The sequence below is a fragment of the Seinonella peptonophila genome (assembly GCF_900129355.1).
GTDB lineage: Bacteria > Bacillota > Bacilli > Thermoactinomycetales > Thermoactinomycetaceae > Seinonella > Seinonella peptonophila.
The window spans coordinates 413,421-439,984 of sequence record NZ_FQVL01000001.1 but is presented as its reverse complement, the minus strand read 5'-3'; the positions used below and the strand labels follow the sequence as shown (position 1 = coordinate 439,984).

General features: G+C 39.0%; 23 protein-coding genes. 16 read left to right on the top strand and 7 right to left on the bottom strand.

What is annotated here, in order from left to right; genetic code table 11:
* Positions 1-112: 112 nt before the first annotated feature.
* The 4 genes from BUB71_RS02080 to prpB are packed head-to-tail and all read left to right on the top strand — an operon-like array spanning position 113 to position 4,402.
* Positions 113-1,288, top strand: a complete 1,176-nt coding sequence (locus BUB71_RS02080) for a MalY/PatB family protein (RefSeq protein ID WP_073151198.1) — start codon at positions 113-115, stop codon at positions 1,286-1,288.
* Positions 1,289-1,344: 56 nt separating this feature from the next.
* Positions 1,345-2,049 carry a GH25 family lysozyme gene (locus tag BUB71_RS02075; RefSeq protein WP_084730937.1) on the top strand — a complete coding sequence of 235 codons (705 nt, stop codon included), beginning with the start codon at positions 1,345-1,347 and terminating at the stop codon, positions 2,047-2,049.
* A gap of 16 nt (positions 2,050-2,065) precedes the next feature.
* A complete protein-coding gene (locus BUB71_RS02070; RefSeq protein WP_073151195.1) occupies positions 2,066-3,472 on the top strand; it encodes a bifunctional 2-methylcitrate dehydratase/aconitate hydratase in 1,407 nt (468 codons plus the stop codon).
* An 18-nt stretch (positions 3,473-3,490) separates the two neighbouring features.
* Positions 3,491-4,402: a methylisocitrate lyase gene (prpB, locus tag BUB71_RS02065; protein WP_073151192.1), complete on the top strand. Its 912-nt coding sequence runs from the start codon at positions 3,491-3,493 to the stop codon at positions 4,400-4,402.
* Positions 4,403-4,429: 27 nt separating this feature from the next.
* Here the strand turns inward: prpB and BUB71_RS02060 are convergent, their stop codons facing one another.
* Positions 4,430-5,245 (bottom strand): putative protein N(5)-glutamine methyltransferase, encoded by an 816-nt coding sequence (locus BUB71_RS02060; RefSeq protein WP_422785128.1) that lies wholly within the window; start codon positions 5,243-5,245, stop codon positions 4,430-4,432.
* Between the two features lie 432 nt (positions 5,246-5,677).
* Between BUB71_RS02060 and nfsA the strand changes: the two genes are divergently transcribed.
* Both nfsA and BUB71_RS02050 read left to right on the top strand, forming a co-directional pair.
* Positions 5,678-6,430 (top strand): oxygen-insensitive NADPH nitroreductase, encoded by a 753-nt coding sequence (gene nfsA / locus BUB71_RS02055; protein WP_073151188.1) that lies wholly within the window; start codon positions 5,678-5,680, stop codon positions 6,428-6,430.
* A gap of 88 nt (positions 6,431-6,518) precedes the next feature.
* A complete protein-coding gene (locus tag BUB71_RS02050) occupies positions 6,519-8,174 on the top strand; it encodes an FMN-binding glutamate synthase family protein (RefSeq protein ID WP_073151185.1) in 1,656 nt (551 codons plus the stop codon).
* On the opposite strand, the gene BUB71_RS02045 is transcribed toward BUB71_RS02050, so the two are convergent.
* The 3 genes from BUB71_RS02045 to anmK all read right to left on the bottom strand — a co-directional run bounded on the left by BUB71_RS02045 (position 8,164) and on the right by anmK (position 11,056).
* The gene (locus BUB71_RS02045) at positions 8,164-9,435 is read right to left on the bottom strand and encodes a PTS sugar transporter subunit IIC (protein ID WP_073151182.1); all 1,272 of its coding nucleotides are present in this window, start codon (positions 9,433-9,435) and stop codon (positions 8,164-8,166) included. The two genes, BUB71_RS02050 and BUB71_RS02045, sit on opposite strands and share 11 nt — an antisense overlap.
* A 14-nt stretch (positions 9,436-9,449) precedes the next feature.
* Entirely contained in the window at positions 9,450-9,761 is a 312-nt protein-coding gene (locus BUB71_RS02040; protein ID WP_073151179.1) for a PTS sugar transporter subunit IIB, read from the bottom strand.
* A gap of 125 nt (positions 9,762-9,886) precedes the next feature.
* Positions 9,887-11,056, bottom strand: coding sequence for an anhydro-N-acetylmuramic acid kinase AnmK (anmK, locus tag BUB71_RS02035; RefSeq protein WP_175552282.1), 1,170 nt, complete (start codon positions 11,054-11,056; stop codon positions 9,887-9,889).
* Between the two features lie 93 nt (positions 11,057-11,149).
* On the opposite strand from anmK, the gene BUB71_RS02030 reads away from it, so the two are divergent.
* Complete coding sequence (locus BUB71_RS02030) at positions 11,150-12,442, top strand: dicarboxylate/amino acid:cation symporter (protein WP_073151172.1); 1,293 nt, start codon at positions 11,150-11,152, stop codon at positions 12,440-12,442.
* 17 nt (positions 12,443-12,459) lie between these two features.
* Here BUB71_RS02030 and BUB71_RS02025 read toward each other — a convergent pair whose 3' ends face one another.
* The gene (locus BUB71_RS02025; protein WP_073151169.1) at positions 12,460-12,912 is read right to left on the bottom strand and encodes an NADAR family protein; all 453 of its coding nucleotides are present in this window, start codon (positions 12,910-12,912) and stop codon (positions 12,460-12,462) included.
* Between the two features lie 152 nt (positions 12,913-13,064).
* Between BUB71_RS02025 and BUB71_RS02020 the strand changes: the two genes are divergently transcribed.
* Positions 13,065-13,889 carry a Cof-type HAD-IIB family hydrolase gene (locus BUB71_RS02020; protein WP_073151166.1) on the top strand — a complete coding sequence of 275 codons (825 nt, stop codon included), beginning with the start codon at positions 13,065-13,067 and terminating at the stop codon, positions 13,887-13,889.
* A gap of 78 nt (positions 13,890-13,967) precedes the next feature.
* A complete protein-coding gene (gene hemQ, locus BUB71_RS02015; RefSeq protein WP_073151162.1) occupies positions 13,968-14,714 on the top strand; it encodes a hydrogen peroxide-dependent heme synthase in 747 nt (248 codons plus the stop codon).
* A 715-nt stretch (positions 14,715-15,429) separates the two neighbouring features.
* Here hemQ and BUB71_RS02010 read toward each other — a convergent pair.
* On the bottom strand, positions 15,430-15,750 hold the full coding sequence (locus BUB71_RS02010) for a winged helix-turn-helix transcriptional regulator (RefSeq protein WP_073151159.1): 321 nt from the start codon (positions 15,748-15,750) through the stop codon (positions 15,430-15,432).
* A gap of 147 nt (positions 15,751-15,897) precedes the next feature.
* Between BUB71_RS02010 and BUB71_RS02005 the strand changes: the two genes are divergently transcribed.
* From BUB71_RS02005 to BUB71_RS01990, 4 genes are all read left to right on the top strand, one after another.
* Entirely contained in the window at positions 15,898-16,521 is a 624-nt protein-coding gene (locus BUB71_RS02005; RefSeq protein ID WP_073152682.1) for an FMN-dependent NADH-azoreductase, read from the top strand.
* Between the two features lie 403 nt (positions 16,522-16,924).
* Entirely contained in the window at positions 16,925-17,638 is a 714-nt protein-coding gene (locus BUB71_RS02000) for a ClpP family protease (RefSeq protein ID WP_139278954.1), read from the top strand.
* A complete protein-coding gene (locus BUB71_RS01995) occupies positions 17,635-17,856 on the top strand; it encodes a YlzJ-like family protein (RefSeq protein WP_073151149.1) in 222 nt (73 codons plus the stop codon). Before BUB71_RS02000 ends, BUB71_RS01995 begins: the two co-directional genes overlap by 4 nt.
* 66 nt (positions 17,857-17,922) lie before the next feature.
* Entirely contained in the window at positions 17,923-20,235 is a 2,313-nt protein-coding gene (locus tag BUB71_RS01990; RefSeq protein ID WP_073151146.1) for an FtsK/SpoIIIE family DNA translocase, read from the top strand.
* 50 nt (positions 20,236-20,285) lie between these two features.
* Here the strand turns inward: BUB71_RS01990 and BUB71_RS01985 are convergent, their stop codons facing one another.
* Entirely contained in the window at positions 20,286-23,042 is a 2,757-nt protein-coding gene (locus BUB71_RS01985) for a coiled-coil domain-containing protein (protein WP_073151141.1), read from the bottom strand.
* Between the two features lie 192 nt (positions 23,043-23,234).
* Here BUB71_RS01985 and yfmF point away from each other — a divergent pair, with 192 nt between their 5' ends.
* Genes yfmF through ymfI form a run of 3 tightly spaced genes read left to right on the top strand, consistent with a single transcriptional unit; the run spans position 23,235 to position 26,550 of the window.
* On the top strand, positions 23,235-24,530 hold the full coding sequence (gene yfmF / locus BUB71_RS01980; RefSeq protein ID WP_073151137.1) for an EF-P 5-aminopentanol modification-associated protein YfmF: 1,296 nt from the start codon (positions 23,235-23,237) through the stop codon (positions 24,528-24,530).
* Complete coding sequence (gene yfmH, locus BUB71_RS01975) at positions 24,523-25,830, top strand: EF-P 5-aminopentanol modification-associated protein YfmH (RefSeq protein WP_073152679.1); 1,308 nt, start codon at positions 24,523-24,525, stop codon at positions 25,828-25,830. The genes yfmF and yfmH overlap by 8 nt, the downstream gene beginning before the upstream one ends.
* A gap of 3 nt (positions 25,831-25,833) precedes the next feature.
* Positions 25,834-26,550, top strand: a complete 717-nt coding sequence (gene ymfI, locus BUB71_RS01970; RefSeq protein WP_073151132.1) for an elongation factor P 5-aminopentanone reductase — start codon at positions 25,834-25,836, stop codon at positions 26,548-26,550.
* Positions 26,551-26,564: the final 14 nt, after the last annotated feature.

The window sequence follows — 26,564 nt, the reverse complement described above, 5'->3', positions numbered from 1 at the left end:
AAAACATTTATATGTTGAAGAGGGTAGATATATTATAATAAGATTTTTAATCTCAAGTTGATATCGAAAAGGATTCATTGTTACTATAATTATAGGAAGGGATGTGTAGGGAATGAAGTTTGATTTTGATCAAGTGATTAATCGCCAGAATACAAATTCAATCAAATGGGATTATAACCAAGCTATTTTTGGTCGTGAGGATGTATTGCCACTTTGGGTTGGTGATATGGACTTTGCTTCTCCGCCAGAGGTGGTGAAAGCGATTCAAGAACGTGCTGCTCATCCCGTCTATGGATATCCTGGAACCCCTGCTAAGTTTTATGATGCTGCGATTGATTGGGTTTTTCGCCGCTATCAATTTCAATTGGATCGAAAAAGGATAACTTTTGTCCCTGGCGTAATGACAGGTATTCATTTGGCTGTCGATGCTTTTACAGAACCTGATGATGAAATAATAATTCAACCCCCTGTTTATCATCCTTTCTTTCACGTAGGACCTAACCGTGGACGAAAAATTGTAGAAAATCCATTGGTTCAACTTGCAGATGGTTCTTATAGAGTTGATTTAGATGATTTGCAACGAAAAATTACGAAAAAAACACGCATGATCATTTTATGTAACCCACATAACCCTGTTGGTCGTGTTTGGAGTCAGCAAGAATTACTCTCCATTGCTCAAATTGCTACAGAGCATAAATTAATTGTTGTTTCAGATGAAGTACACTCTGATCTGGTTTATGCAAACCATACGATTACACCATACTATACATTGCCAGAAGAGTGGAGCAAACGTAGTTTAACTTTTTTTGCTACAAGTAAAAGTTTTAATCTCCCAGGGCTGTTTACATCTTTAGCAGTTATTCCTGATCCTAAGCTATATCAGCGATATGTAGATGTTGTACAAAAATCATCGAGCAACCATATTAATATTTTTGGTATTGAAGCGACTATTGCTGCCTATCAAAAAGGGGAAGAATGGCTAACTGAGGTTATACGATATATTGAAGATAATGCGAGATATTTAAGTGATTTTTTGTCTAAGCATATACCAGAAGTAAAGTTTCATTTGCCTGAGGCAACTTACTTTGCTTGGTTAGATTTTCGTGAATTTCATTTAACGAATCAACAATTAAAGGATTTTATGATTCAGAAAGCAAAACTAGGTTTGAATGATGGGTTTATTTTTGGACGGCAAGGTTCCGGTTATCAACGACTGAATATTGCTTGTCCTCGATCGACATTAGAAAAAGCGTTGAATCAATTGTTTAAAGCATATAAAGAGAAATAGAGTAAGGTGAGTAACGGTGACCAATTCATGGCGCCGTTTTTTGCAGGGGTGTTTTCATGAAGAGTAAACAATGGCAGAAGTGGATGATAGGGTTCATTGTGCTGCTAATATGTGTGATCTTAGAATATTATGGACTCATTTGGCATAATAGCCTGTTCGCAAGTTTTTATGAAGTAAAAGGATTAGATATTTCAAATCATCAAGCTACGATTGATTGGAGCCAGTTAAAGAAGGAAAAAGATTTGCATTTCGTGTATATAAAAGCTACAGAAGGAGCAGATTTTACGGATCGCCAATTTTATAAAAACTGGCAGTTGGCTCATCATTCAGGATTAGCAGTGGGTGCTTATCATTTCTTTTCCATGCAAAGTACAGGACAAGCGCAGGCAGCTCATTTTATACAAACAGTGCCCAAGATAAATCGCAGTTTACCTCCTGTGGTTGATATAGAAATCCATTTGAAACATGATCAAAAAAAAGTGGATCAGCAATTACAGACCCTGCTTGACCAGTTAGAAAAATATTATCAACAACGACCACTTCTCTATGTAACGTATAAAACATATAATCGCTACATAAAAGGAAAATATAATAAATATCCGCTATGGATTCGGGATATCGTGAAATTTCCAACTTTGGAAAATAGAAAGTGGCTGTTTTGGCAATTTTCAAATCGTGGACATATCTCAGGCATTCAAAAGTATGTTGATTTAAATGTTTTTCGAGGGACAGAAAAGGAATTATTTGATTTGCGAAGATAAAAGGTGGGAAATAAAAATGGCAAAAGCAGATACTCTGCTCACAGAAATGGCGGATTATGTTCTGGAACCACCGACTTTTAGCAATGAAGCATATGAAATGGCACACTATGTGTTACTTGATTCTTTGGGCTGTGCAATCTTAGCCCTTCGTTTCCCAGAATGTTTAAAGCATATTGGTCCACTTGTTCCGGGAATGACTATTTCATCGGGTTGCCGTGTACCCGGAACAAGGTATGAGCTTGATCCAGTACATGGTGCTTTCAATATCAGTACATTGGTTCGCTGGCTTGATTATAATGACACATGGTTGGCTGCCGAATGGGGACATCCATCTGATAATCTTGGAGCGATCCTTGCAATTACCGATTACTTAACAAGATCTAGACAGAAAACCTTTACACTACAAGATGTATGGAAAGCGATGATTAAAGCCCATGAATTGCAAGGTGTATTAGCATTGCAAAATAGCTTGAACCGTGTTGGATTGGATCATGTTTTATTTGTAAAAGTAGCTTCAACTGCTGTTGCGACTGCATTATTAGGAGGAAATAAAGCAGAGATCGTAAATGCACTCTCACAAGCCTGGATTGATGGAGGTTCGCTTCGTACTTATCGTCACTATCCGAACACTGGCTCACGGAAGTCATGGGCAGCAGGAGACGCAACAAGTCGAGCGGTTCGATTAGCCTATATTTCATTGCAAGGTGAAATGGGCTATCCTACAGCTTTGAGTGCAAAGGAATGGGGTTTTCAAGATGTACTCTTTCGAGGAACCGAGTTACAACTAAGTCAGCCATTTGGTTCATATGTAATGGAGAATATTTTGTTCAAAATCTCTTTTCCTGCTGAGTTTCATGCCCAAACAGCCGTAGAGTGTGGCTTTCAGCTTCATCCAATCATCAAAAATCGATTAGATAAAATTAAACAAGTGACCATATTTACACATGAATCTGCCATTCGAATAATCGATAAAACAGGTCCGCTGACCAATCCAGCTGATCGAGATCATTGTTTACAGTACATGGTCGCAATCGCTTTGATTTTCGGTCAGCTTACTGCAAAACATTATGAAGAACAAATTGCTCAAGACCCAAGAATCGATAACTTGCGTGCAAAAATGGTTGTACAAGAAGATCCAATATATACAAAAGACTATCTTGATCCTACAAAGCGTTCTATTGCAAATGCTATTCAAATTCATTTCACAGATGGTACGCAAACAGAGAAGGTTGTATGTGAATATCCGATTGGTCATCGGAAACGTAGAAAAGAAGGATTACCAAAAGTGATAGAGAAGTTTATGAAGAATCTTCAGACCCGGTTCCCTCAACGTCGTGTGGAGCAAATTTTAAACATATCACTTGATCAAGAAAAATTGGCTTCGATGACGATCAGCGAATATCTGAACCTTTATACCATTTGATCAAAGGGAGTTGAATCAATGACGTGGTTGGTAGAAGAGCAGCCAGAGCAAAAGCAATTAGCTGAGCTCTTTCGACAGTTGATTAAAGATGAGACGATTTTACAATTGCCTGGTACCTATGATGGGATGACAGCGCGTATCGCTAAAGAAGTAGGGTTTTCCGCTCTCTATCTTTCAGGTGCTGCCTATACAGCTAGTCGATCATTGCCTGATTTAGGATTGATTCACTCTCAGGAAGTAGCTGAACGAGCGAGAGAGTTAAATCGTGCAACTAGCTTACCTATTTTGGTTGATATTGATACAGGATATGGTGGTGCTTTGCAGGTAGCTCGTGCTGCAAAGGAGATGGTTGAAGCTAGGGTTGCGGCAGTTCAGATTGAGGATCAAGTAATGCCCAAAAAATGTGGGCATTTGGGCGGTAAAGAGCTTGTGCCCATTGAGGAGATGCAAGCAAAAGTAAAGATCATAAAAGAAGTGGCACCATCTCTCATTGTCGTAGCTCGTTCTGATGCCAAAGAAGTGGAAGGAATCAAAAAAATGGTGGAGCGGGCGAACGCTTATCTGTCAGCCGGCGCTGATCTATTTTTTCCTGAGGCACTAGAGAGTGAGGAAGAATTTCGTTATGTTCGACAGAAAGTGAATGCACCATTATTAGCGAATATGACAGAATTCGGAAAAACACCTTACTTTACATCAAAACAATTTCAAGATTGGGGTTATCAAGTCGTTATTTATCCCGTTACAGCTCTACGTGTTGCTGCTAAGGCGTGTCAAGCTGTCTTTCAAGAGATATTAACCAATGGTACACAACAATCAGCCTTGCCTGTCATGCAAACACGCCATGAGTTATATCAAACCATCCGTTATCATAATTATGAACAGATTGAATCCATTCAAGGTGATCAAGAAATGGAAGATAAATCAAGTTAAATTGCGATGAATATAATGTATCATCTTTTAGTCATTCCTCTTGAGAGTAGGCCTAGTCCCAATGACAACAGTGGCATCTAGTTCGTTAAAACTGGCGACTTTTGGGATCAATCCATTAGCAGCGAAGATTTCAACCGTCTGTGGCGCTTGTTGTTCACTTGTTTCAATTAACAGATGGCCGTTTGGTGATAACCAGTGTGGTGCAGATGCTGCCACCCGCCGTTGGATATTAAGCCCATCCTTACCCCCATCGAGTGCTACCAGTGCCTCGTGGATACGGGCTTCTGAGGGCAGTAGATTGATCGATTCAGTGGGTACATATGGCACATTGGCAACTAAGACATCAACGTGACCTTTTAATGCATCTGGTAACGGTTTGAATAGATCGCCTCTAAATACTTGCCCATTGGGAAGATTACGCTGTGCGCACTTTACTGCAATGGGGTCAATATCAACTGCGTACAACTTGATCTGATCTAGCCATGTAATCAGCACAGCTCCTATGGCACCTGATCCACAGCAAAGGTCAACCACGATGGATTTGGGTCGGGCGAGAATAGCAGCCTGTTGGACAAGAAATTCAGTGCGTCGACGAGGTACGAAGACACCTGAGTCTACTGCTATCCGCAGACCGCAGAAATCTGTCCAACCAATCACATGTTCAAGTGGTAAACCAGATTCTCGTTTCTCTACCATGCTGATTAGGTCGACCAATGTCTGAGCAGAAGAAATGAGCAATCGAGTTTCATCTTCGGCGAAAACACAACCAGCATTGCGAAGTCTGTTTACAATGTTAGCAAAAGCGGCATCTTTCTCATCACGATTGATTTTCTCGACGATTATAACCCCCACGATCGTATTTAATCTTCCGTTAACGCATTTCCTTACCATAGTCTCTTTAACGTAATATTTGATAAGGTTTTCAATGCAGTTAAAATTATCATGTCTGTGAAGGCAAGTCAATTTATTTCGATCATAGAGCTATGTCTCAGACTTTCGCATTTCCACGTTAAACAGATGACTATAATTTAACCATCACAAATACAGCCTGCTTAATATGAGTGGGCTATTTTTTATTTAAATAAATTTATCCAAGCTCCTAATATAACCGCATAAACGTAGTAAAGTTAGTGGTACAGTATATAAAAGATGTTATCGTTTATCGATTTTACCTTTTTAAATAGGATCGTTGACATATAGCCAAATCAATGGATGATTAGAAAATCTTTCTTATAATGATGAGCAGAATAGGTTTATTTAAGGAGGTCTATTCAATTGTTAAATCGAGTCATCGAAACAATTCTAGAACATCGTTCGATTCGTAGGTATGAAGATCGTCAGTTATCTGATCAGCAAATCCGAATAATCATTCAAGCTGCTCAAGCGGCTTCTACATCTAGCAATATTCAAGCATACTCCATTATTGGGGTCAAAGATCATACAAGGAAGAAAAAATTAGCAGAGTTAGCTGGAAATCAGCCATATGTTGAAAAAAATGGACATTTACTGATCTTCTGTGCGGATTTATATCGACATCAACAGATTGGCAAGCAAAAAGCGATTGATATCTCAACCTCTTTGGAAAGTACTGAGAAATTTATGGTTGCTTTAATTGATGCATCAATAGCAGCTCAAAATGCGGCAATCGCCGCAGAGTCAATGGGTTTAGGGATTTGTTATATTGGGGGGCTGCGCAATCAATTGAAAGAGGTGACAGAAATCCTTCAAACACCTGACTATGTTATTCCTTTATTTGGAATGACATTAGGTTATCCTCTCCATCAATCAAGTCAAAAGCCAAGGCTACCTATTGAACATATCTATCATGAAGAAGTGTATCAACTAGATCAAAAAATTTTTCAAGAAAAAATGCAGGAATATGATCAAATCATTCAGGACTACTATCGTAAGAGAACCAATGGAAAAAGAATGGATACCTGGACTGCACAGATCGCCAATATGTTAGCACATCCAAAACGACTCTTTATGAATGAGTTTGTTCGGAAATTAGGGTTTAACAGAAAATAATGAGGGTTTTTGATTAAATCGCATAAACCTTCATATACGATTCCATACTAAGTAGAATTACATGTTCATATATGCGGGGGTTATGTAGATGACTTTAGTAGATTATATGATTACCCTACTTTTTGCGATATTGATTGTTGCTTTTATTGTGATGGTATCTATTTTAATTGGATTATATCTTTTTGATCGATTTCAACCGACACATTCAATTTTGCGGAATTTCCCCTTATTAGGTCGGATGCGTTATTATCTCGAAAATATGGGTCCAGAGCTTCGACAATATTTCTATAATAATGATCGAGAAGGTCGTCCATTTTCCCGCGATGACTATGATCATATTGTAAAAAGCGCAAAGTATCAGCGTAATGTGATTGGATTTGGTTCGAAACGGGATTTTCGTAAATCAGGGTATTATGTTCGAAATGCAATGTTTCCTAGGCAAATGGAAGAGCTCCGGATGGATCGAGAGACGCAAGTTAAAACTAAGAAATATATTCTGCGCAAAGAATTGCTCTTTGCGCAGAGAGATGAGAGATTGATTGATGATTCTACGCAGGCCTACTTGCTTTCAGAAGAAGATACAAAAATAGTAGGTGAAAAGACAAAGAACCCCTGGAAAGTTCGTAGCTTGATTGGAATGTCAGCAATGAGTTTTGGAGCGTTGGGAAGTCATGCTATTACTGCATTATCGGAAGGGTTACACCTTGCGAAAGGAACCTGGATGAACACAGGTGAAGGGGGGCTTTCCCCTTATCATCTACAAGGTGGAGCCGATATCATTATGCAAATTGGGCCTGGTCTTTTTGGTGTGCGTACGCCAGAAGGTGAGTTTAATTGGGAGGAATTAAAGAAGAAAAGCCAAATACCTCAAATTAAAGCTTTTGAATTAAAACTTGCACAGGGAGCCAAATTGCGCGGAGGGCATGTTGATGCGGAGAAAGTAACACCAGAGATTGCAAAAATTCGATTGGTTAAACCTTATCATTCGATTGATAGTCCAAATCGATTTCAACAATTTCATGATCTTCCCAGTTTATTTGCATTCGTCGAACAAATACGAGCAGTGGTGGAGAAACCTGTTGGGATCAAGATTGTAATAGGTAGTTATGAAGAGGCAGAAGAATTAGCTCACTATATCAAACAGACGGGTCAAAGCCCAGATTTTATTACGATCGATGGTGGAGAAGGAGGAACGGGTGCAACTTATCAAGAGTTGGCAGATGCTGTTGGCTTGCCGATTCATTCAGCTTTACCACTACTTGACGCAGCGTTAAGGGCAGCTGGGGTTCGAGAAACTGTAAAAATCTTTGCCTCTGGAAAACTCTTTACACCTGATCGAATAGCCGTTGCGTTAGCAATGGGTGCTGATTTTGTAAATATTGCCAGAGGTCTTATGATTTCTGTAGGCTGTATTCAAGCGTTAAAATGCCATTCAAATGCATGCCCAGTTGGAGTCGCTACGACCGATCCTAATCTACAAAGAGCTTTGGTCATAGATGAAAAGAAGTATCGCGTTGTAAATTATATGGTTACACTACGAGAAGGGCTTTTCCGGTTAGCTGCGGCAGTTGGGATCGATTCTCCAACTGAATTTCAACGAAAGCATATTACTTATAAAGATGATAAAGGTGTCGTATATGGGCTAGATGAAATTTACCAAGCGATGGTTCATCCTACATTGCCAGAGAGTGCACAGTTTCATAAAAAGATTCGGGTTATGAGAAGAGAAAAGGTCAAAAGTTAGTTTGATTATTTTTTTCGAGCCGATGAAGTTTTCGATCATGCATTTTGAAGAATGGTAGATAGATCAAGAAAGAAATGAGAATATTGGTCAATACTAGGATGATTGCCCGCCAATCCCCACCAGTAGCGAGATAAGCACCAATTGGAGCTGGTAATGTCCAAGGTACCATGATATACGTGGGATGAACCCAGCCGATATAGGTAACGATGTAGGAGAGTGTGGCAGTTAAAATCGGACAAATAATGAATGGTATGATCAGGATAGGATTTAGTACGATCGGCGCTCCAAATATGATTGGTTCGTTAATGTTAAACAGACTGGGGATAATCGTTGTTCTACCAAGTGTTTTTGATACTTTTGATTTGGCACAGAAAAGCATTGCAAATGCTAGGCCAATTGTAGCACCAGAGCCACCAATCCAAATAAACCATTGATAAAATGTCTCAGGTGAGATGTAAGGAATTGGATGACCAGCGGCCACAGCTTCGGCATTTTTAGCTAAATAGACTTCCCAGACTGGACGGACAATGGTTCCGACTACAGAGACACCATGGATTCCAAACGACCAAAAAAAGGTAATCAGAAAGACGGGGACTAATACACCAAGCAGTGAATCACCTGCGCGGACGAAGGGAGTAACTGCGTAACTAACAATTGCATGTAAATCGAGTTTTAATATGACCGTGAATAGCGTCATCAAACCAATTAAGATTGCAACAGGAATCAATGCTTCAAATGATCGGGCGACAGAAGTGGGAACTTGTTTGGGCATCGTGATAGTAAGGCGATGAGTTTGACAAATACGAAGTATTTCAACAGCAATAATCGAGACCAAAATTGCTACAAATAATCCATGTCCTCCTAAATTCACCATTGGTAAGACGAATGTGTTTCCATTTATGATTGTAGGAACAATGGTAAGGAGTAAGCCTGCGATTGCTAATTGGGCACCGGCCAAAGGATGAAGACGGTAGCTTTTGGCTAAGTGATAGCCGATGCCACAAGAAATGTAAAGTGACATAATAAACATTGTGAGTCGATATGGAATCAAAATCTCTGATCGATGTTGCTGAGCCCACTGAGCGATCCATGTTTGCTCAGGAACAGGGGGGAAAGCTAAGATTAAAAAAAATGAGCCAATAATGATAAAGGGTAGAGCTGAGATGACTCCATCACGAATTGCCCGTAAGTGCCTCTGTTCAGACAATTTTGTCATAGGTGAGGCCAGTTTATGCTCAAGCCAATAAGTCCATTTTTCCATGATTTTCGCCCTCCTTAATCAATGCCTAAGCAGCGCTTGATTGTTTCCAGTAGCATGGAACCACCCAATGGACTATATGCTTGGAGAGGTATGATTTCACAAGGAACTTGAACTAGATCAGCAGCAGCTTTAAACTGTTGATATCGATGTCTTACTTGTGGAGCAACCATGGCAATATCCCAACCATTTAGTATTTCTGTTTCAAATTGTTCAGTACCGACTGACTTAATTTTCATCTGTACACCTTGTTTAGTTGCTTCCTCTTGCAGAGTTTGCAGGATAATTCCGCTTGATAGTCCACCCGAACAGACGAATAATACTTTCATAACATCACCTCCTTCTCTAATTATACAGAATAATAATAAATATATGATATTTCATTGGGTGAAAAATTCAGTTTTGTAGTAGAAATGGATTTTGTCCAAATGGTAGATCAGACACACCCAGAGTATTAAGTGATATTTGCCATCGCGGACTTGTTGGGAAATGTGATATTACCGAGCATAACGGATTCTTTTGCACCTGTTGCACTTGGTATATTACTAGGTTTATGTTGAAGCGTTTCATATGCCAATATGGCAAATGCGATAGCCTCTTTCGCTGCTGAGACATGACCGATTTCTTCAAGTGTAATAGTGCGAATTCCATATGGATGAAGTAATTGTTCCATCATCCTTAATAAAGTTTGATTAAAACTTCCTCCTCCTGAGACAATTACCTCATCATAATTGTGAGTGGAAAATAAGAATAAGCGATAATTTTCTACGATTGAATGCGCTGTAAAAGCAGTGAGTGTTGCTAATAGATCATATTTCGAGAGATGGTCATATGCTTGAATGAGTCGAATGGTAAATTCCTTCCCAAAAAGTTCATGCCCAGTCGATTTTGGAGGCTTTTTAGATATGTATGGAATTTGCATGCAGTGTCGAAGTAAAACTTCATCAATTGTTCCTTTGGCTGCTAAAGCTCCACTTTGATCAAAAGAAGTATGGAATAATAGTCGGCAAATTTCATCAATGATAAGATTCCCTGGCCCTGTGTCGAATGCTCTGATGTGATCAATTGTTCCATCAGCAGGTAAGGCGGTTACATTGCTAATACCACCGATGTTTTGAAGAAGTCGCGATGTTTCTTTGTTTTGATAGAGAAGCCAATCAACATAGGGAACCAAGGGAGCACCTTGTCCACCAGCAGCCAGATCCATTGCTCGAAAATTGGAGACAACAGTTGTCTGAGTTTCGTAAGCGATCACAGCTGCTTCACCAATTTGCATAGTGGAGGGAGCATAGTTTGCATTTTTTTGTGGTTGGTGGAAAAGCGTTTGTCCATGAGAGCCAATAAAGGAGAGATTGGAGAGTGAAAGTTGGTTTTGTTTGCATATTTTTTTCACTGCATCTGCATAAAATAAACCAAGTTTATAGTTGAGACTACAAATCTTTTGTACATTTGATTCATGAAGTGATAAGCATTCTCTAATTTCTTCTTCTAGAGATGGAGAAAAGGGAATTGTAATAAAATCTATCATTTCTACTTGGGGTTTCTGTTGATGTCGCTCGATCTTTATGAGTGCAGCATCGACTCCATCAAGCGAAGTACCAGACATCAAGCCTACTGCATACAAGTCCATCACTACCTTAGTAAATAATAAAATATTTGTGTTTGTTTACAATTTTATATATGATTGTATATATATTTATAAACTTGAGGGATATGAATGAAAAAGACTAGATTATCTACCCAAATTTTAATTGCTTTAATACTGGGCGTTATCTTTGGGCTGCTGTTCAACGGACATTCTCAGTCAATGACCCGATATCTGCTCCCTATTGGAAATGTTTTTATAAATCTTATTCAGATGATCGTAATTCCGATCGTAATTGCATCCTTAATTATTGGCGTTGCGAGCATTGATAATATCAAAAAATTAGGAAAAATAGGTGGCAAAACGATTATTTACTTTGAATTTATTACGATGATTGCGATTATACTTGGTCTGTTAATTGCAACAATTGTTCAACCTGGTGCTAGTGTCGAACGGAGTCATATTCAGAAGATAAGTATTCAAAAATATGAGCAAACTGCGGAACAACAAACACACAATTTTCCGGAAATGATCATCAATCTTTTTGTACAAGTAGTCCCCAAAAATATTGTTCAATCGATTGCCAAAGGAGATTTGTTAGCGATTATTTTCTTTTCGATTCTCTTTGGATTAGCGACGGCTGCTATAGGTGAACGAGGGAAAATTATTGTTGATTTTTTTAAAGCTGTTTTAGAAGCGATGTTTTGGGTTACAGATCTTGTGATGAAAATAGCTCCAATTGGGGTCTTCTCCTTAATAGCTGTTACTATTTCACAATTTGGAATTGGTTCCTTATGGCCTTTAGGAAAATTAGTTATTTCGGTCTATGTGGCAATGTTTATTTTCCTATTTGTTGTATTCGGATTAATCGCCCATTTGGTGAAAATCGATCCATTCCAATTTTACCGGTTATTAAGACCAGAAATATTATTGTCGTTTACAACTGCTAGCTCTGATTCAGTCTTACCACGCCTCTTTGTAAAACTTGAAGACTTCGGTTGCTCCCGTTCAGTGATCTCTTTTGTCTTACCAATGGGTAATACTTTAAATCTTGCTGGATCTACTTTATTTCAAGCAATGACTATTCTCTTTATTGCACAAATGTATGGAATCAATATGACCCCAGGGAGACAAATGACACTTTTTATTGTGCTAATGATTACTTCGAAAGGAATTGTTGGAGTACCTGGGGCTTCCTTTGTGGTTTTGATAGCTACATTGAGTGCATTAGGCATTCCTGCTGAAGGTTTAGCATTTATTGTAGGAATTGATCGGATTTTGGATATGATTCGAACACTCGTAAATGTTGTTGGGAATTCACTCGCTACAATAGTTATTGCGAAATGGGAACGTCAGTTTGATACTGCGAGATGGTTTGAAACGATATTTTCAACTCAATCTCAATCAAAATATCGTTTGTACTGAAAAGCGGCTATGCCGCTTTAATTTTTTTTAAGCGCTTCTTTCCTCAATTGGGTTCTTACCTCCATCAAGATTCTACCCAAATGATTCGCACCGCTGCCATCTGCCCCACAACCCCAATAGTAATCGCTTGGCGCATTTTCAACAATTAATTGATTTCCAGTTGAGAGTAAAACCTCACGAATTTCAGAGTTATGTTTAAATTTTTGATAGACTCCTAAATGCATAACCTCATTTCTGCTGATATCCCAATCAGGTCGCAAAGGGAGATTTCGATCTCGTCCCATATTTGCTGCTTGTTTTGGGGTTTTCGCTAACCGAATTTCTTCTGCATAAAAAGTTCCAGCAAATTTTTGTGCTTGAAAAAAATGTTCATTCGTTGGCCACCATTTATCGTTTAGTCGAAAGCCATATGGTGAAAAGTTAGAAAAACAGTAATAAGGATCATTGACTCCATAGAAAAAAATGGTCATGATGTTTAGTCCTTTCTGTGGAAATATTTTATTGAAATGAATTTTACCATAATTTATAGATTGTTATTAGAAATAGTGTTTAAAAAGAGGTTTCAAGTAAGTTGAAGTATAATGGTAGTTGTATCAAAACCATTATTTATGGGGGTCAATCCATGAAGCAATCCAAAGGTTCGTTTCGATGGTGCGTTTGTGATTTGGATGGCACATTATTAAATAACAAAAATCAAATTTCCGAAGAAAATATACGCGTTCTACAACAAATTCAAAAGCAAGGAGTCGATGTTTTGCTTGCAACGGGTCGATCCGATCTGACAGTTCGTCCATTTATTAAACAGCTCAAGTTGACAACACCTGTCATTTCATGTAACGGAGGATTGATTCGAAATGCTATAACAGATGAAATTCTTCATGTGCAAGCTTTACCAATCAAGGTAGCTAAGCAGGTGATGAAATGGATTGAAGAAAGATCTTTTGAATACTTGATTTATTCAACTACAAGTATTTACACCAATCAGGAAAACAGTCTTACAAAACGATTTCGTGAGCGTGATGAAAAGATTCCGATTTGTATTGATCCTCAGTTATCAGAGCATCTTGATCAATTAAATGTATTGAAAATTTTAGTAGTTGGTTCAAACTGGGAAGAGCTTCAAGCATTTGCAAACAGTTTTCCTATTGAATGGAAAAATAAGTTAACTTCAGTGAGGTCTGGGAGGCAGCTGCTAGACATTATGTCTAAAGGAGTTTCAAAAGGAAACGCGCTTACTATTCTTGCAGATCAATTTAATATTGATCTAAAAGAGGTAATTGCATTTGGCGATAATGAAAATGATCTAAGTATGTTTCAGGTAGCTGGTTTTTCGGTTGCGCCAGCGAATGCAGCACCTGAAATTCAAGAGCATGTTGATTATGTTACTCGTTCAAATCTTGAATCTGGTGTTGCATACGCATTGAAGAAATGGGTGGTCAGAGACTAGATTGACAAAATGCTGACAAACGAAATGTTGCTAAGCCTTTGCTATAATATTTGTATCAAGGATAAGGGAAGTGACAAGATGGGTGACGCTGTAACTACATATGATGGATGGTATGCAACACATGATTTTCGTACCATAGACTGGGCAGCATGGCGGAAGCTGTCCGAAAAAGAGAGAAATGTAATTTTAGATGAATGGATCGATTTGACGAGTCATTTTGTTGCAATTGACCAACAGCGTAAAGGAAGTTTTGCACAATATTCTATTTTAGGACATAAGGCGGATTGGCTGCTTATTCATCTTCGTCCAACAGTAAAAGAACTTGATGAGATTAAACAACAGATCCAAAAAACACGCTTAGCAGATTATACAAATACCCCTTACTCATATACTTCGGTAGTAGAATTAAGTGCTTATCAGGTGCGCCCAGGAACTGACCCCACAACAGATCCTAGGGTTCAGGCTCGCTTAAAACCAGAGTTACCAAACACGGAATATATGAGTTTTTATCCGATGGATAAGCGTCGTACAGGAAACGATAATTGGTATATGTTGAGTATGGAAGAGCGAAGAGAGATGATGAAGAGTCATGGTTTAATCGGACGTTCTTATGCGGGGAAAGTAAAACAGATTATCACTGGATCAATTGGACTTGACGATTGGGAATGGGGTGTTTCGCTTTTTGCTGATGATCCCTTGCAATTTAAAAAGATTGTTCAAGAAATGCGGTTCGATGAGGTAAGCGCCCGCTTTGGAGAGTTTGGGGCATTTTATACAGGTTGTCGACTTTCTCAAGAACAGTTTCGTGATTGGTTTGCAATCTAGAAAATAAAACTACAATCGTAAGATGATTGTAGTTTTTTCTAGCTTTTGCTCAGCACAGGTTGGCAATATTATCCCGAGATTAAGATATCTCTAGTCAAACGATGATGACTCCATATTTTGGTGCATCAGATATGTTTGTCTGTTTTATCCTATGATTATCATTTAAAGCCAAAAGTAGAGAGCTATAATAACTAGACAGATAAATGCAATTGTAAGATAATCCTCTACTTTCATTGCAAACACTCCTTTATATCGTAAAAGAAATACCCTTTTGTAGTGAGATTAAACAATAACAGAGTCACAGGATGACATAAATGTATGAATCAGCAACAATTTTTTAAAATATGTCGACAGCATGAAGGGATTTTGACATCAACTTATTCCAATGAGTGAATCGGATACATTGCAATTGTAGAGATCCCACATTGTTTTGAATTAGCTACGATTTCTTCCGATTTGGGATTAGATCATTTTTATGAGGAAATTAAATACTTTCCTTACTATTATCTCTGGCAAGTAAGAGAGCTACAAAAAGTTACAACGTTTGTTGATAAAATCTTGGAGCTTATGAATCTGAATCAAGTCTTATCAATTCCATTTTTGATAGTTTAAAGCAATTAGATACTAGATTAAACTTTTGGAGTATAAAAGAGATTGAGCTTGAGTAGTCCATATAAAAGACCCAGCCTTCTATGAAAGCTGGGTCTTTTATAGATTAATTTTTACATATATTCCAAGTTTCTGCCCACGTTTCCATTGCATCCAATACGGGAGCAAGGTCAGCGCCTTTCTCTGTTAATTCGTACTCAATCCTAACCGGTTTCTCAGGATAGACATTTCGTTTTACAATCTGTTCAGCTTCAAGCTCCCGCATACGCTCTGCTAACATTTTATCGCTCATGGGCAAGATGGTATTAGAAATATCTTTAAATCGTTTAGGACCAGAGAGTAAGGTGGCGATGATCAAACCGTTCCAACGTTTCCCAAGTAATTGAAATGCATATTCTAATTTTGGACACAGGTTATATTCATTCATGAAAATCACCTCTGTAGTACCAATGTATCATAATTAAAATCGTTAAACAAACTTTTCCTCCATCACTTGACAAAAGTAAGTGATTGAATTATATTCATTACATAAAGTAAGTATATAAATAAATGAATGTGCCAGGGGGAGAATATGTTGTCTAAAGTTTTAATCGTGAAAGCGAATGATCGACCAGCCGATCAATCAGTAAGTGTAAAAATGTATGATGCTTTTGTCCATACTTATCGTGAAACTCATCCAACAGACCAAATTGAAGAACTTGATCTCTATCAAGTTGAATTACCTTACTTTGGTGCTTTGGCGCTGAGTGGACTATTCAAACGAGGTAATCAGCTTGAGCTAACTGAAGAAGAACAAAAAATCATATCCATTATTGACGAGCGACTTGAACAGTTTCTCGCTGCAGATAAAGTTGTGTTTGCTTTTCCGTTATGGAATTTTTCAGTTCCAGCAGTACTGCACACATATATCGACTATCTCAGTCAAGCAGGGAAAACCTTCCGTTATACTGAGAATGGTCCGGTAGGTCTTATTCCAGATAAAAAAGTCGCATTCCTGAATGCTACTGGTGGAGAATATTCAACAGCTCCAGCAGGAAGTGAACACTCGATTAGTTTTATGAAAAATGTGTTTCATTTGTTTGGTGTAAAAGATCCAACTGTAGTATTGATCGAAGGTCATAATCAATATCCTGACCGTAGCGCTGAGATCATAGAGGAAGGTTTACAAGAAGTCGTAAAAACAGCATCTACATTCTAAATGAATGTAATAAACATATAACGGCAACCGATGGTAAATATCGATTGTTTTAGACCAAACAAGAACCTTCGATGATGAAAATATGGAACAAAGTTCTTGGAGGAAATGGTTCGCAATGTAGCCGACTTTCAGGCGCAATAAAGCCACGTCTGTGTAGCGAAGAATAGTTGGTAGTACTGTCTGAGGCGGTAGCCGAGTTGATACCGCTCTGAGCGAACAGACATGGCGCCTTGCATACATATCTTCGTAGCCTGAATTGGAGGCGAAATGCGTAACCATGAATTCCTAAAATAAGGGTATCCTGACTTTGTATACACTCTGTGACAACCGATGATAAATATCGGTTGTTTTTTATTATGAAATAAGGAACATACTAAGTTTAATTGAATGTGAGGTGAACAGGGTGTATTCAGATGTTGAGAATCCAGAAGAAGAGCAAGATAAGAAGAAAGGTGCTGTTTTGCAAGCGATTCAACAATTAGGAACGAATCAAGTACCTCAATTTGAAACAAATCAATACTGTATACCCATTATTGGTCAAGTAGAAGGTCATTTAGTGATGCCTCCTCAAAATAAAACAACGAAGTATGAACATATCATTCCACAAATTGTTGCAGCAGAACAAAATCCAAAAATTCAAGGAGTCCTACTCATCCTCAACACAGTAGGAGGAGACGTAGAAGCAGGTCTTGCAATTGCTGAAATGATTGCAACGATGAGAAAGCCGACAGTTTCCATTGTATTAGGAGGAGGTCATAGCATTGGTGTACCGATTGCAGTAGCAGCACGTACAAGTTTTATTGTGGAGACGGCAACTATGACGATTCATCCTATTCGCATGAATGGGATGGTAATCGGTGTCCCACAGACATTTGAGTACTTAGAGCGAATGCAAGATCGTGTGATAAGATTTATCGCAAATCATTCACGTATTTCAGAAGCAGGTATACGCCAGCTGATGTTTCGAACAGGAGAATTAGCTCGTGATATTGGCACAAATGTAATTGGAATGGATGCAGTTGAACAAGGGATTATCGATCGAGTAGGTGGAATTGCCGATGCTTTGCAGGAATTAGATCGTTTGATTGCTGAAAAAAAGGGGAGAGAAGAATCATGATTCATTATACGATTCTACCAGAAGAGCTTATTTTTTATGACCCTCGTCAGCAAACGGCAGAGCGTGTGGTAATTCAGATCGATGGTGTGCCTATGTTGGTGGAACAGCACAGAGGTGATCAAGCAGCAATTGTACAATTGCTTAGCCCGAATCCTCAGGATTACTTAAATCCACGTTTTCAACCTGGTACACCAATTAGACTCATTCCGAAAATTTAGCCATCACTTTTTCGTCCGTGTTATAATAGATGGTAATGGTCTGAACGGATGAAAAGGTGGTTTGCGATGCCAAAGAAAAAGAAACAAAAACAGATAAAAAAAGAATTATTATTTGAAATATATGGGATCTCAATTTTAACCATCTCGGTGATTGCAATTGCTAGTGTAGGTGCTTTGGGACGAAATCTTACGTATCTTTCTCGTTTTGTTGTGGGTACATGGGATTTTACCATTCCTCTACTTGGGATTGGACTTGGATTTTATGTCATGGTGAAACGACGTTGGCCACAAAATTGGACTCCACGTATGACAGGAGTTCTCTTAGTTGTGCTGGCGCTTTTGGGTTACCTTCACTTACTTACTTTTCATGGATTGAAAGTGAATTCGAATTTTGGAATTGTGGATACGACATGGAATTTACTGTTAAACGAGCGCTATTCTCCCCATCCGACTGATGTAGGCGGAGGAATGGTTGGAGCTTTTGTCTATGCAATCTGTCACTACTTGTTCGATGATATTGGGACAATCTTTACGCTTGGAGCAGTGATTTTAACTGGTATTCTTTTAATCACTGGATTTTCGTATGTTCATTTTGCAAAACGTTTTCGCAAAAATTGGTCAAAGCAGCAAAAGGATTGGCGTAGACAATTAATAGCATTTGTTCGGGCTTATTATGATCGTCGTGACCGTGAACGGAGACGAAGAAAAAGTCTTCCTGCTCCACAGTTGCAAATGGCAGGCGAGGCTGAGATTTCCAAAGAAGTAAGTCAACCTCCCATTATTCATGATTTTGAAGACCAAGTGATTGTACCAGAGAAAACGGGTGCCCAGCTTCGTTTGCGAATTCAAGAACATCAAAAGAAACCAGAGCAAGAACCTGCTTCAGAGAAGGAAAAAATAGTGGAGCAGGAGATCAAGGTCGATTTTTCAACAAAGAAGAAAAAGGCAGTCGATTATCGTTTGCCTGGTCTTCAATTGCTCAAGTGGCAGAAGAAAAGCTCTGCCCGCGATAAAGAGTCGATTAATGCAAATGCGAAAAAATTAGCACAAACATTAGAGAGCTTTGGTGTCCGTGTACGGGTTACAGAAGTAAGTCGTGGACCAGCCGTTACTCGATATGAGATTCAACCTGAAGTAGGGGTGAAGGTTAGTAAGATTGTCAATTTGACGGATGATCTTGCTTTAGCACTTGCAGCAAAAGATATTCGTATGGAAGCACCCATCCCTGGGAAGTCAGCGATTGGGATTGAAGTTCCTAACTCAGAAGTCTCCATTGTCGCTTTACGTGATGTACTAGAAGATGATACATATCAAAATGCTGAATCTAAATTAAGTATTGGTCTAGGGCGTGATATCTCAGGATTGCCGATTGTTGCTGACTTAGCTAAGATGCCTCATCTACTTGTCGCTGGGGCGACAGGGGCTGGGAAGAGTGTTTGTATCAATGGGATCATTATTAGTTTGCTCTTTAATGCAAAGCCTGATGAAGTAAAATTAATGATGATTGACCCCAAAATGGTAGAATTAAATATTTATAATGGTATCCCACATTTACTTGCTCCAGTAGTGACCGAACCGCGTAAGGCAGCTATTGCATTGAAACGCGTTGTTGCTGAGATGGAAAAACGCTATGAGCTGTTTGCGAAACATGGAGCACGAGATATGGAGCGTTATAATAAATTAGCAGAAGAAGATGAGACCATCGAGCGGTTACCGCAAATTGTTGTGATCGTAGACGAGTTAGCTGATTTGATGATGGTGGCCCCAGCAGATGTAGAGGATGCCATCTGTCGATTAGCACAAATGGCGCGTGCGGCGGGCATTCATCTTATTATTGCAACTCAGCGACCTTCGGTTGATGTGATCACTGGATTGATTAAAGCCAATATCCCCTCACGGATTGCTTTTGCTGTTTCATCTTCGGCCGATTCACGCACGATTCTGGATATGGGTGGAGCAGAGAAGTTACTAGGTCGAGGAGATATGTTGTATTTACCGATTGGTGCGTCTAAGCCTTTGCGTGTTCAGGGTACTTTTGTTACAGATACTGAAGTGGAGGCGGTTGTTCGCTTTGCTAAGACACAACAAGAGCCTGAATATGACGAAGAAATGATTCCAAAAGCAAATGAAGAAACTTCAACCGTACAAGAAATTCAAGATGAACTCTATCCACAAGCCGTACAATTGGTGGTCGAAGCTCAGACTGCTTCTGTTTCTTTGATCCAGCGTCGCTTGCGTGTGGGTTATACGCGCGCTGCTCGTTTGATTGATTTAATGGAAGCCAATCAAATAGTGGGGCCTTATGAGGGCAGCAAGCCACGTGAAGTCTTAATTACCCAAGAACAGTATGTAGAGCAACAAAAACAAGAGGTAAATTAAACAAAAAACCCAGTCCTCCTCCATAGGAGTGCTGGGTTTTTGCCATTTTCTTATCTACCAGCTCGTACTTGAGCAGCTTGTTCTGGAACAATGGGACTGAATGCATCGTCTTGCCGTTTTCCAGCATTTAGACGATTACTTAACCGACTTCTAAATGAACGACGTTCCTGGTCAGGTTGTTGTTCGCTTCTTTGTGGCACAGGTTCTCGTAATTTACTTGAGAATGTATCTAGACGATCTGCAAACGCAACTTTTGTTTCGGGTTGACGAAGTTTTTGGATTCCTTTATAGAGACCTTTAGCACCAACATACATAAGCACAACTGGCGCAGCAGGTCCTCCAATGGCAGCAGTGGCAGCATAAACAGCTACTGGCTTTGCAACTGATCGGAACTTAGAATTTGGTTTCCATCTATTTGCTTCTATTGATTGATCTCTTGATTCTTTGACCTTAACTTGAGCAAAGTTACGATCCGTATAGAGCTGTTTAAAGTTTGCTACTTCTTGAGGCTGAGCATACTTGTCTAAATTGTTATAGTGTGTCTCCACCATAATTTCATGTAGTGAAAGTTCATTATCTGGATTATACCATTTCTCTATGGAATCGAGCCTCACGTTTTCTAATACATCTGGATCTTTGATTTGATCGAGATACACTTGGTCTGCTTGTTCAAATAATGCATCACTTTTTTCCTGAATCCGCCCATTCGCCTTATTTAATTTTCTCTTTGCAAACCAAGAAACAATAGGAATTGATTCTTTCAGCTTACTTCTTTTAGGACTTAGGTTTTGCATGACCTTGGCTTCTGCAATTACTTCAGATAGGCGAAGAAAAGGTGATGGAGTGAGTTCTTCTGATCTAGCTGCCATTCTTCTAGAGACGCGAACTGGCTGAGCAGTGGGTGGCTCTTGTTGGTCACGCTGTGACTCAGGAGCATAAACGAGTTGATCAGGTTGGTTTTGTTGCTGTCCAGTTTGTTCGTCACGCTTTGGTGTGGCTTGAATAGCAGCTGATTGTTCATTTTTCGCCTCTTCTTGGGCCAATGCAGCTTGTTCGTCTCGTTTTGCAAGTAAATCTGCTAATTCTTCAGGACTAAATAGAGCTTCTTGTGATGGGTTAGAACGATCATTTAGATCTGCTAATTCCTGATCACTCATACCTGGCAAAGGATCTTGTATGGCCTCCGGTTGAGCTTTTAGTTGATCTTGTAACTGCTTGATCTGATCAATTGCTTGCTGCAAAGTTTGTTGTGTTTTTGAATCTTCTTTACCCATCGCTCTGTCATAAGCATCAAATATTTGTTGTAGCCAAGGTGGTAGTTGCAGAATTGCATGATGAATTTCTTTTACATCATTAGCTTGGATCAGTGCATTCATAGCATCTTCAAGCGTTTTTGTTTCTAATTGAATAAAAGTTGCTTGTTGTTCCTGTTCATTTCTGGACGATTCTTTTGACTTAAACATATTTTCATACTTTGATGTCAATGATGCTTTTATCTCATTATTAGGTAATTGTTGTATTGCTTTTTCTAGTTTTGCAAGTAACTCTGGATTATCTAGAAGATTTTTTCTATACTTCTCCATCGAATTAAGAGTAAATTCTTGAAATACATCATTTTGATGCATTTCATTTAATGATTCAACTATAAAATCGATTTGTGGTTCCCAATCAGTGGATTCTTGTTGTTGTGTTGGAGCCATTGAATCATCACCCCTTTCAACTGTTTTTTCAGTTGGAGATTGTTGGGCTTTGTTTTCCTGAACGGAAGGTTGTTGATCAAGCTCTGGGAAATGTCTAGCTAATTGATTGATTGCATCCTCTAAGTTTTCATCTAATTCTTGATCACTTAGACTCGCTCGTTCTGTCTCTCTTAAACGATTTTCTAATCGTTCAGCCGATTCTTTCAGTTCCCTATCTTCTTGTTCCATAATTGCCTCTAATTGCGCTTGGAGAATAGGCTTTGCCTTTTCATCAAGCTGTTCTTCAATTACTTTGACCGCCGCATGATTTTTCGTTTCTTTTAAAAATGCATCCATCAAGGGAGATTGAAGAAACTGTTCATTCCCATTGATACGAGCTGCAACAGCTTCCGGTTTTTTTTGCATTGTTTCAAAGAAGTGGTTTGTTAGCGTTGCTCGAATTTGCTCATTTTTTCCACCTGGGGTAATTTGAGTTGGACCAGTTCTAAATATAACATTTTGATAAAGCAAATTGGCTACATCGAGGTCATGTTGTACGATAGAGGCCAGTTTCTCAGGATTTCCAGGGCCATCTGGTGACATGACGAGTACACTTCCGAACCGATCCACTGCGTGTTGATCAACTGAATAATCCGCTTTACGAAATTGGTCGATTATGCCAGCATATTCCAATTGCTCTGCTACCACGTCATAAGTTTTATCCCCTGGACTACCCAGTTCAGATAAAAGTTTGTTTTTCACATCTGAATAATCTCGCTCAATTTGTGTTACGGGGAAGAATGTAATGTTGGAAGGGTTGCTTCTTAATTGTTCTGTTAAAGATGGTAGAGCGTTATTTAACGCTGCTTCAACAATGGGAGATTTGTTTTGATCTAGTTTAAATGCTTGAATTAATTCATTTGGTGCAGGAATATTCGAGGGATCATCTAGATGATGCTCTATTGCAGCTTCGATGAGTGCGATTTTATCTTGATCATTTGTTTCATTTAACAGAGTTTGAAGTTGCTGAGGTGTTAGTGATATTTTACCGTTTTCAAGTGGTATATCGTCTTTTAAAAAGGATAGAGCGAGTTCTTTCTGAATTTTAGTTTGATTTCCTTCTGCCATTAAAATCTCCTCCTTTCTCCAGTTTGTTTAATTATAGAATAGAAATATTTGCTTTGTCATTAATATTGTCTATATTTCAACCAAAGGTTGGAACCAGCTTTTTTTTCATATACTAGAGGAAATGTAGTTTTGATCAGAGTCTTCTCAAAACATGATATAATAAGGATATGGATTAGCAAAGGAGAGATCAGGTTGACAGATATACATTTTTCAACGACCTCAGTCGGGTCAGCTCGTCTACATGTTTTAAATAGTAAAAAATTTAAAACCACTACTGTTGTTGTACTGTTTGAACAAGAGCTTTCAGAAGAAAAAGTGACGCAATCGGCATTGTTGCCTAATGTGCTGCAACGGGGGACGCAAAGTTATCCAACCACAGTACAGGTAAAACAAAAATGTGATCAACTCTATGGTGCCAATCTATTTGGTGATGTTTTTAAACGTGGGGGTCGTCATTTCCTGCAATTTGGTTTAGACGTGGCGAATGGTGATTATTTAAGTGAACGTCCAGCTTTATTGACAGAAGGACTTCAATTTTTGCAAGAGGTTTTATTTAAACCGGTTACTTCAAATGATGGTTTCTCTTCATCTTTTGTAAATGCGGAGAAAAAGAATCTTCGACAACGAATTGAAAGTTTAAAAGATGATAAAATACGCTATGCTGCTCAAAGGCTAAATGAAGAGATGTATAAAGGAGAACCTCATGCGCTTTATAACTATGGTCAACTCCGTTCATTAGATGCTATTGATGAGCGTTCACTCTATACATATTACCAAGAAGTTATTCAATCTTGTCCTATTGATATTTATTGTGTTGGTGATGTTCACCCTGAAGAAGTCAAAGCTTTATTTGAAACTCAGCTAGGGGCCCATATTGGTCGGCAGGAAAGACCTTCTGTAGAAGCCTTGCGCAATGATCAGAAGGTAGAGCAGGTAAATGAGATAGTGGAAAGATTAGAGGTACAACAAGGTAAATTAAATCTTGGCTGTCGGACACATGTTACGATAGAAGATGATCTGTATCCTGCGTTGATGATGTATAACGGGATTTTAGGAGGATTTGCTCACTCAAAGCTGTTTATGAATGTTCGTGAAAAGGCAAGCTTAGCTTACTATTGTTCATCTAGAATTGATAGCTATCTCGGTCAGGTAGCCATCCAATCGGGAATTGAGATTGCCAATTATGATCAGGCTGTCTCGATTATGAAAGAGCAGCTTGAGGAAATGCGTCAAGGCAATATTAGTGAGCAAGAAATTAGTCAGACGAAAGCTACTTTAACGAATCAAATTCGGGAGCGACTTGATTCAGCTTATGGATTGATCGATTTTGCTCATCATACCCAACAACCTACAAGAAAGCGTGAAGTAGAGCAGTTGTTACAGGAGATCGCAGATGTAACTCCACAACAGATTCAAGAGGTGGCTCAACAAGTGGAGCTTGATACGATTTATTTTCTACGTGATCAAGGAGGTATTGATGGTGAATAAAATTGAACATGCGCAATTAAAAGAGACGTTATATCAAGAGAAGTTACCAAACGGTCTAAATGTCTTTGTTGTTCCAAAACAAGGCTTTCAAAAGACATATGCAATTTTTACAACTCGTTATGGTGCGATTGATCACGATTTTCAACCACCAGGTAAGCAGCGTATTCGCGTTCCTGATGGGATTGCTCACTTTTTGGAGCATAAAATGTTCGAACAACGCTCAGGTGAAGATGTCTTTCAGCAATTTGCCTTGCAAGGAGCAGCAGCTAATGCTTATACTTCTTTTACGCGTACAGCTTATCTCTACTCCTGTACTGAAAACGTGGAAAAAAATTTGACTACATTGCTTGATTTTGTGCAGGAGCCTTATTTTACAGATGAAAATGTGGAAAAAGAGAAAGGGATCATTGCACAAGAGATTCGGATGTATGATGATACGCCAGATTGGCGACTCTATTTTGGCTTAATTCAGGCCTTTTATCAACAGCATCCAGTTAAAATTGATATTGCTGGAACTGTTGAATCGATTTATGAAATAACGAAGGAGCATCTTTATCAATGTTATGAAACATTTTATCATCCCAGTAATATGGTTTTGGTTATTGTTGGTTCTGTCCAGCCAGAGCAGATTATTCAGTTGGTTGCTGAAAACCAAGCCAAGAAAAATTTTACCAATCAAGCTGAAATTAAACGTTTCTTTGAGCAAGAGCCTGACCAAGTACGTACACGGAGAAACGATGTGCAGTTAGCAGTTGGTGTTCCAAAGTGTATGTTTGGTTTTAAAGAAAGGGCATCTTTTGTAGGACAGAAGGGTGATGATTTTCTACGTCAAGAATTAAGTACTTTTCTGTTCCTAGAGTATCTGTTTGGTCAAGGTTCAGATTTTTATCAGTCTCTGTATGATGACGGGTTAATTGATGAACAATTTGGCTATGATTATTCGTTGGAAGATGGATTTGCTTTCTCGATGGCTGGTGGGGATTCTTCTGATCCCGAACGGTTACTAGCCCGTGTAGAGAAAGAAGTTCCCGGATTTGTGCAACGTGGACTGGATCAGACAACCTTTGATCGATTGAGAAAAAAGCGGATTGGTTCAACACTGCGATTGCTGAATTCTCCAGAATGGATTGCAAATCAATATACACGTTATCAGTTTGCTGGTACTGATTTATTCCGAATGATTCCGTTATTAGAAGAATTAACCGTAGATCAAGTAAATGAGAGAATGCGGGAACACGTTGATTTTGAGCAATTTGCAACATCTGTCATCAAGCCTTCTGCACAGGTGAGCAAGGAGTAATAGATGCAAGTAGCTTGGGTATCTGGGGCGAGTGGAGATATAGGCTTAGCCATTACTAAACGATTATTAGTTTCTGGTTATCATGTTGCTGCACTATATTATCAGCATGCAACTCATCTCGAAAAGTTAGCAGGAAATGATCGTCTGATAATCTTGCCCATTGATATACGAGATGGTGAACAAATTCATGCATGTTATCGAGAGATCTGTTGGCGATGGAGGGAGCCATCGATCTGTATACATGCAGCTGGTCATGCCCATACAGCGCTATTACAGGATGAAGATGAAACCACTTACCAACAAATGATGGATGTACATATGGGTGGAGCGTTTCGTATGGTGCGTATGAGCCTTCCTGCAATGATTCGTAATCGGTATGGAAGGGTTATCCTGTTATCTTCCATTTGGGCAGAAGTGGGTGGAGCAGGTGAGGTGTTGTATTCTGCTGCTAAAGGGGCAATAAATGGCTTTACTAAAGCACTTGCTAAAGAAGTTGCTCCTTCAAAGATCACAGTAAACGCAATTGCGCCTGGCGCAGTTGAGGGACAAATGTTACAAAATCAGCTTTCAACAGATGAACAAGAAGCGTTAAAAGAGGAAATTCCACTGGGCAGAATGGCTCATCCTTCAGAAATAGCGTCTTTAGTAGAATATCTTTGTCGTCCTGAAGCATCTTATATTACTGGGCAAGTACTGAGAATTGATGGTGGTTGGATATAGCTTTTGACGAATTT

What these genes read in the sequence shown, in the direction of transcription:
- BUB71_RS02080 (WP_073151198.1), top strand. Translation starts at nt 113, where the DNA reads ATGAAGTTTGATTTTGATCAAGTGATTAATCGCCAGAATACAAATTCA.
- BUB71_RS02075 (WP_084730937.1), top strand. Translation starts at nt 1,345, where the DNA reads ATGAAGAGTAAACAATGGCAGAAGTGGATGATAGGGTTCATTGTGCTG.
- BUB71_RS02070 (WP_073151195.1), top strand. Translation starts at nt 2,066, where the DNA reads ATGGCAAAAGCAGATACTCTGCTCACAGAAATGGCGGATTATGTTCTG.
- prpB (WP_073151192.1), top strand. Translation starts at nt 3,491, where the DNA reads ATGACGTGGTTGGTAGAAGAGCAGCCAGAGCAAAAGCAATTAGCTGAG.
- BUB71_RS02050 (WP_073151185.1), top strand. Translation starts at nt 6,519, where the DNA reads ATGACTTTAGTAGATTATATGATTACCCTACTTTTTGCGATATTGATT.
- BUB71_RS02045 (WP_073151182.1), bottom strand. Translation starts at nt 9,435, where the DNA reads ATGGAAAAATGGACTTATTGGCTTGAGCATAAACTGGCCTCACCTATG.
- BUB71_RS02040 (WP_073151179.1), bottom strand. Translation starts at nt 9,761, where the DNA reads ATGAAAGTATTATTCGTCTGTTCGGGTGGACTATCAAGCGGAATTATC.
- BUB71_RS02030 (WP_073151172.1), top strand. Translation starts at nt 11,150, where the DNA reads ATGAAAAAGACTAGATTATCTACCCAAATTTTAATTGCTTTAATACTG.
- BUB71_RS02025 (WP_073151169.1), bottom strand. Translation starts at nt 12,912, where the DNA reads ATGACCATTTTTTTCTATGGAGTCAATGATCCTTATTACTGTTTTTCT.
- BUB71_RS02020 (WP_073151166.1), top strand. Translation starts at nt 13,065, where the DNA reads ATGAAGCAATCCAAAGGTTCGTTTCGATGGTGCGTTTGTGATTTGGAT.
- hemQ (WP_073151162.1), top strand. Translation starts at nt 13,968, where the DNA reads ATGGGTGACGCTGTAACTACATATGATGGATGGTATGCAACACATGAT.
- BUB71_RS02010 (WP_073151159.1), bottom strand. Translation starts at nt 15,750, where the DNA reads ATGAATGAATATAACCTGTGTCCAAAATTAGAATATGCATTTCAATTA.
- BUB71_RS01995 (WP_073151149.1), top strand. Translation starts at nt 17,635, where the DNA reads ATGATTCATTATACGATTCTACCAGAAGAGCTTATTTTTTATGACCCT.
- BUB71_RS01990 (WP_073151146.1), top strand. Translation starts at nt 17,923, where the DNA reads ATGCCAAAGAAAAAGAAACAAAAACAGATAAAAAAAGAATTATTATTT.
- BUB71_RS01985 (WP_073151141.1), bottom strand. Translation starts at nt 23,042, where the DNA reads ATGGCAGAAGGAAATCAAACTAAAATTCAGAAAGAACTCGCTCTATCC.
- ymfI (WP_073151132.1), top strand. Translation starts at nt 25,834, where the DNA reads ATGCAAGTAGCTTGGGTATCTGGGGCGAGTGGAGATATAGGCTTAGCC.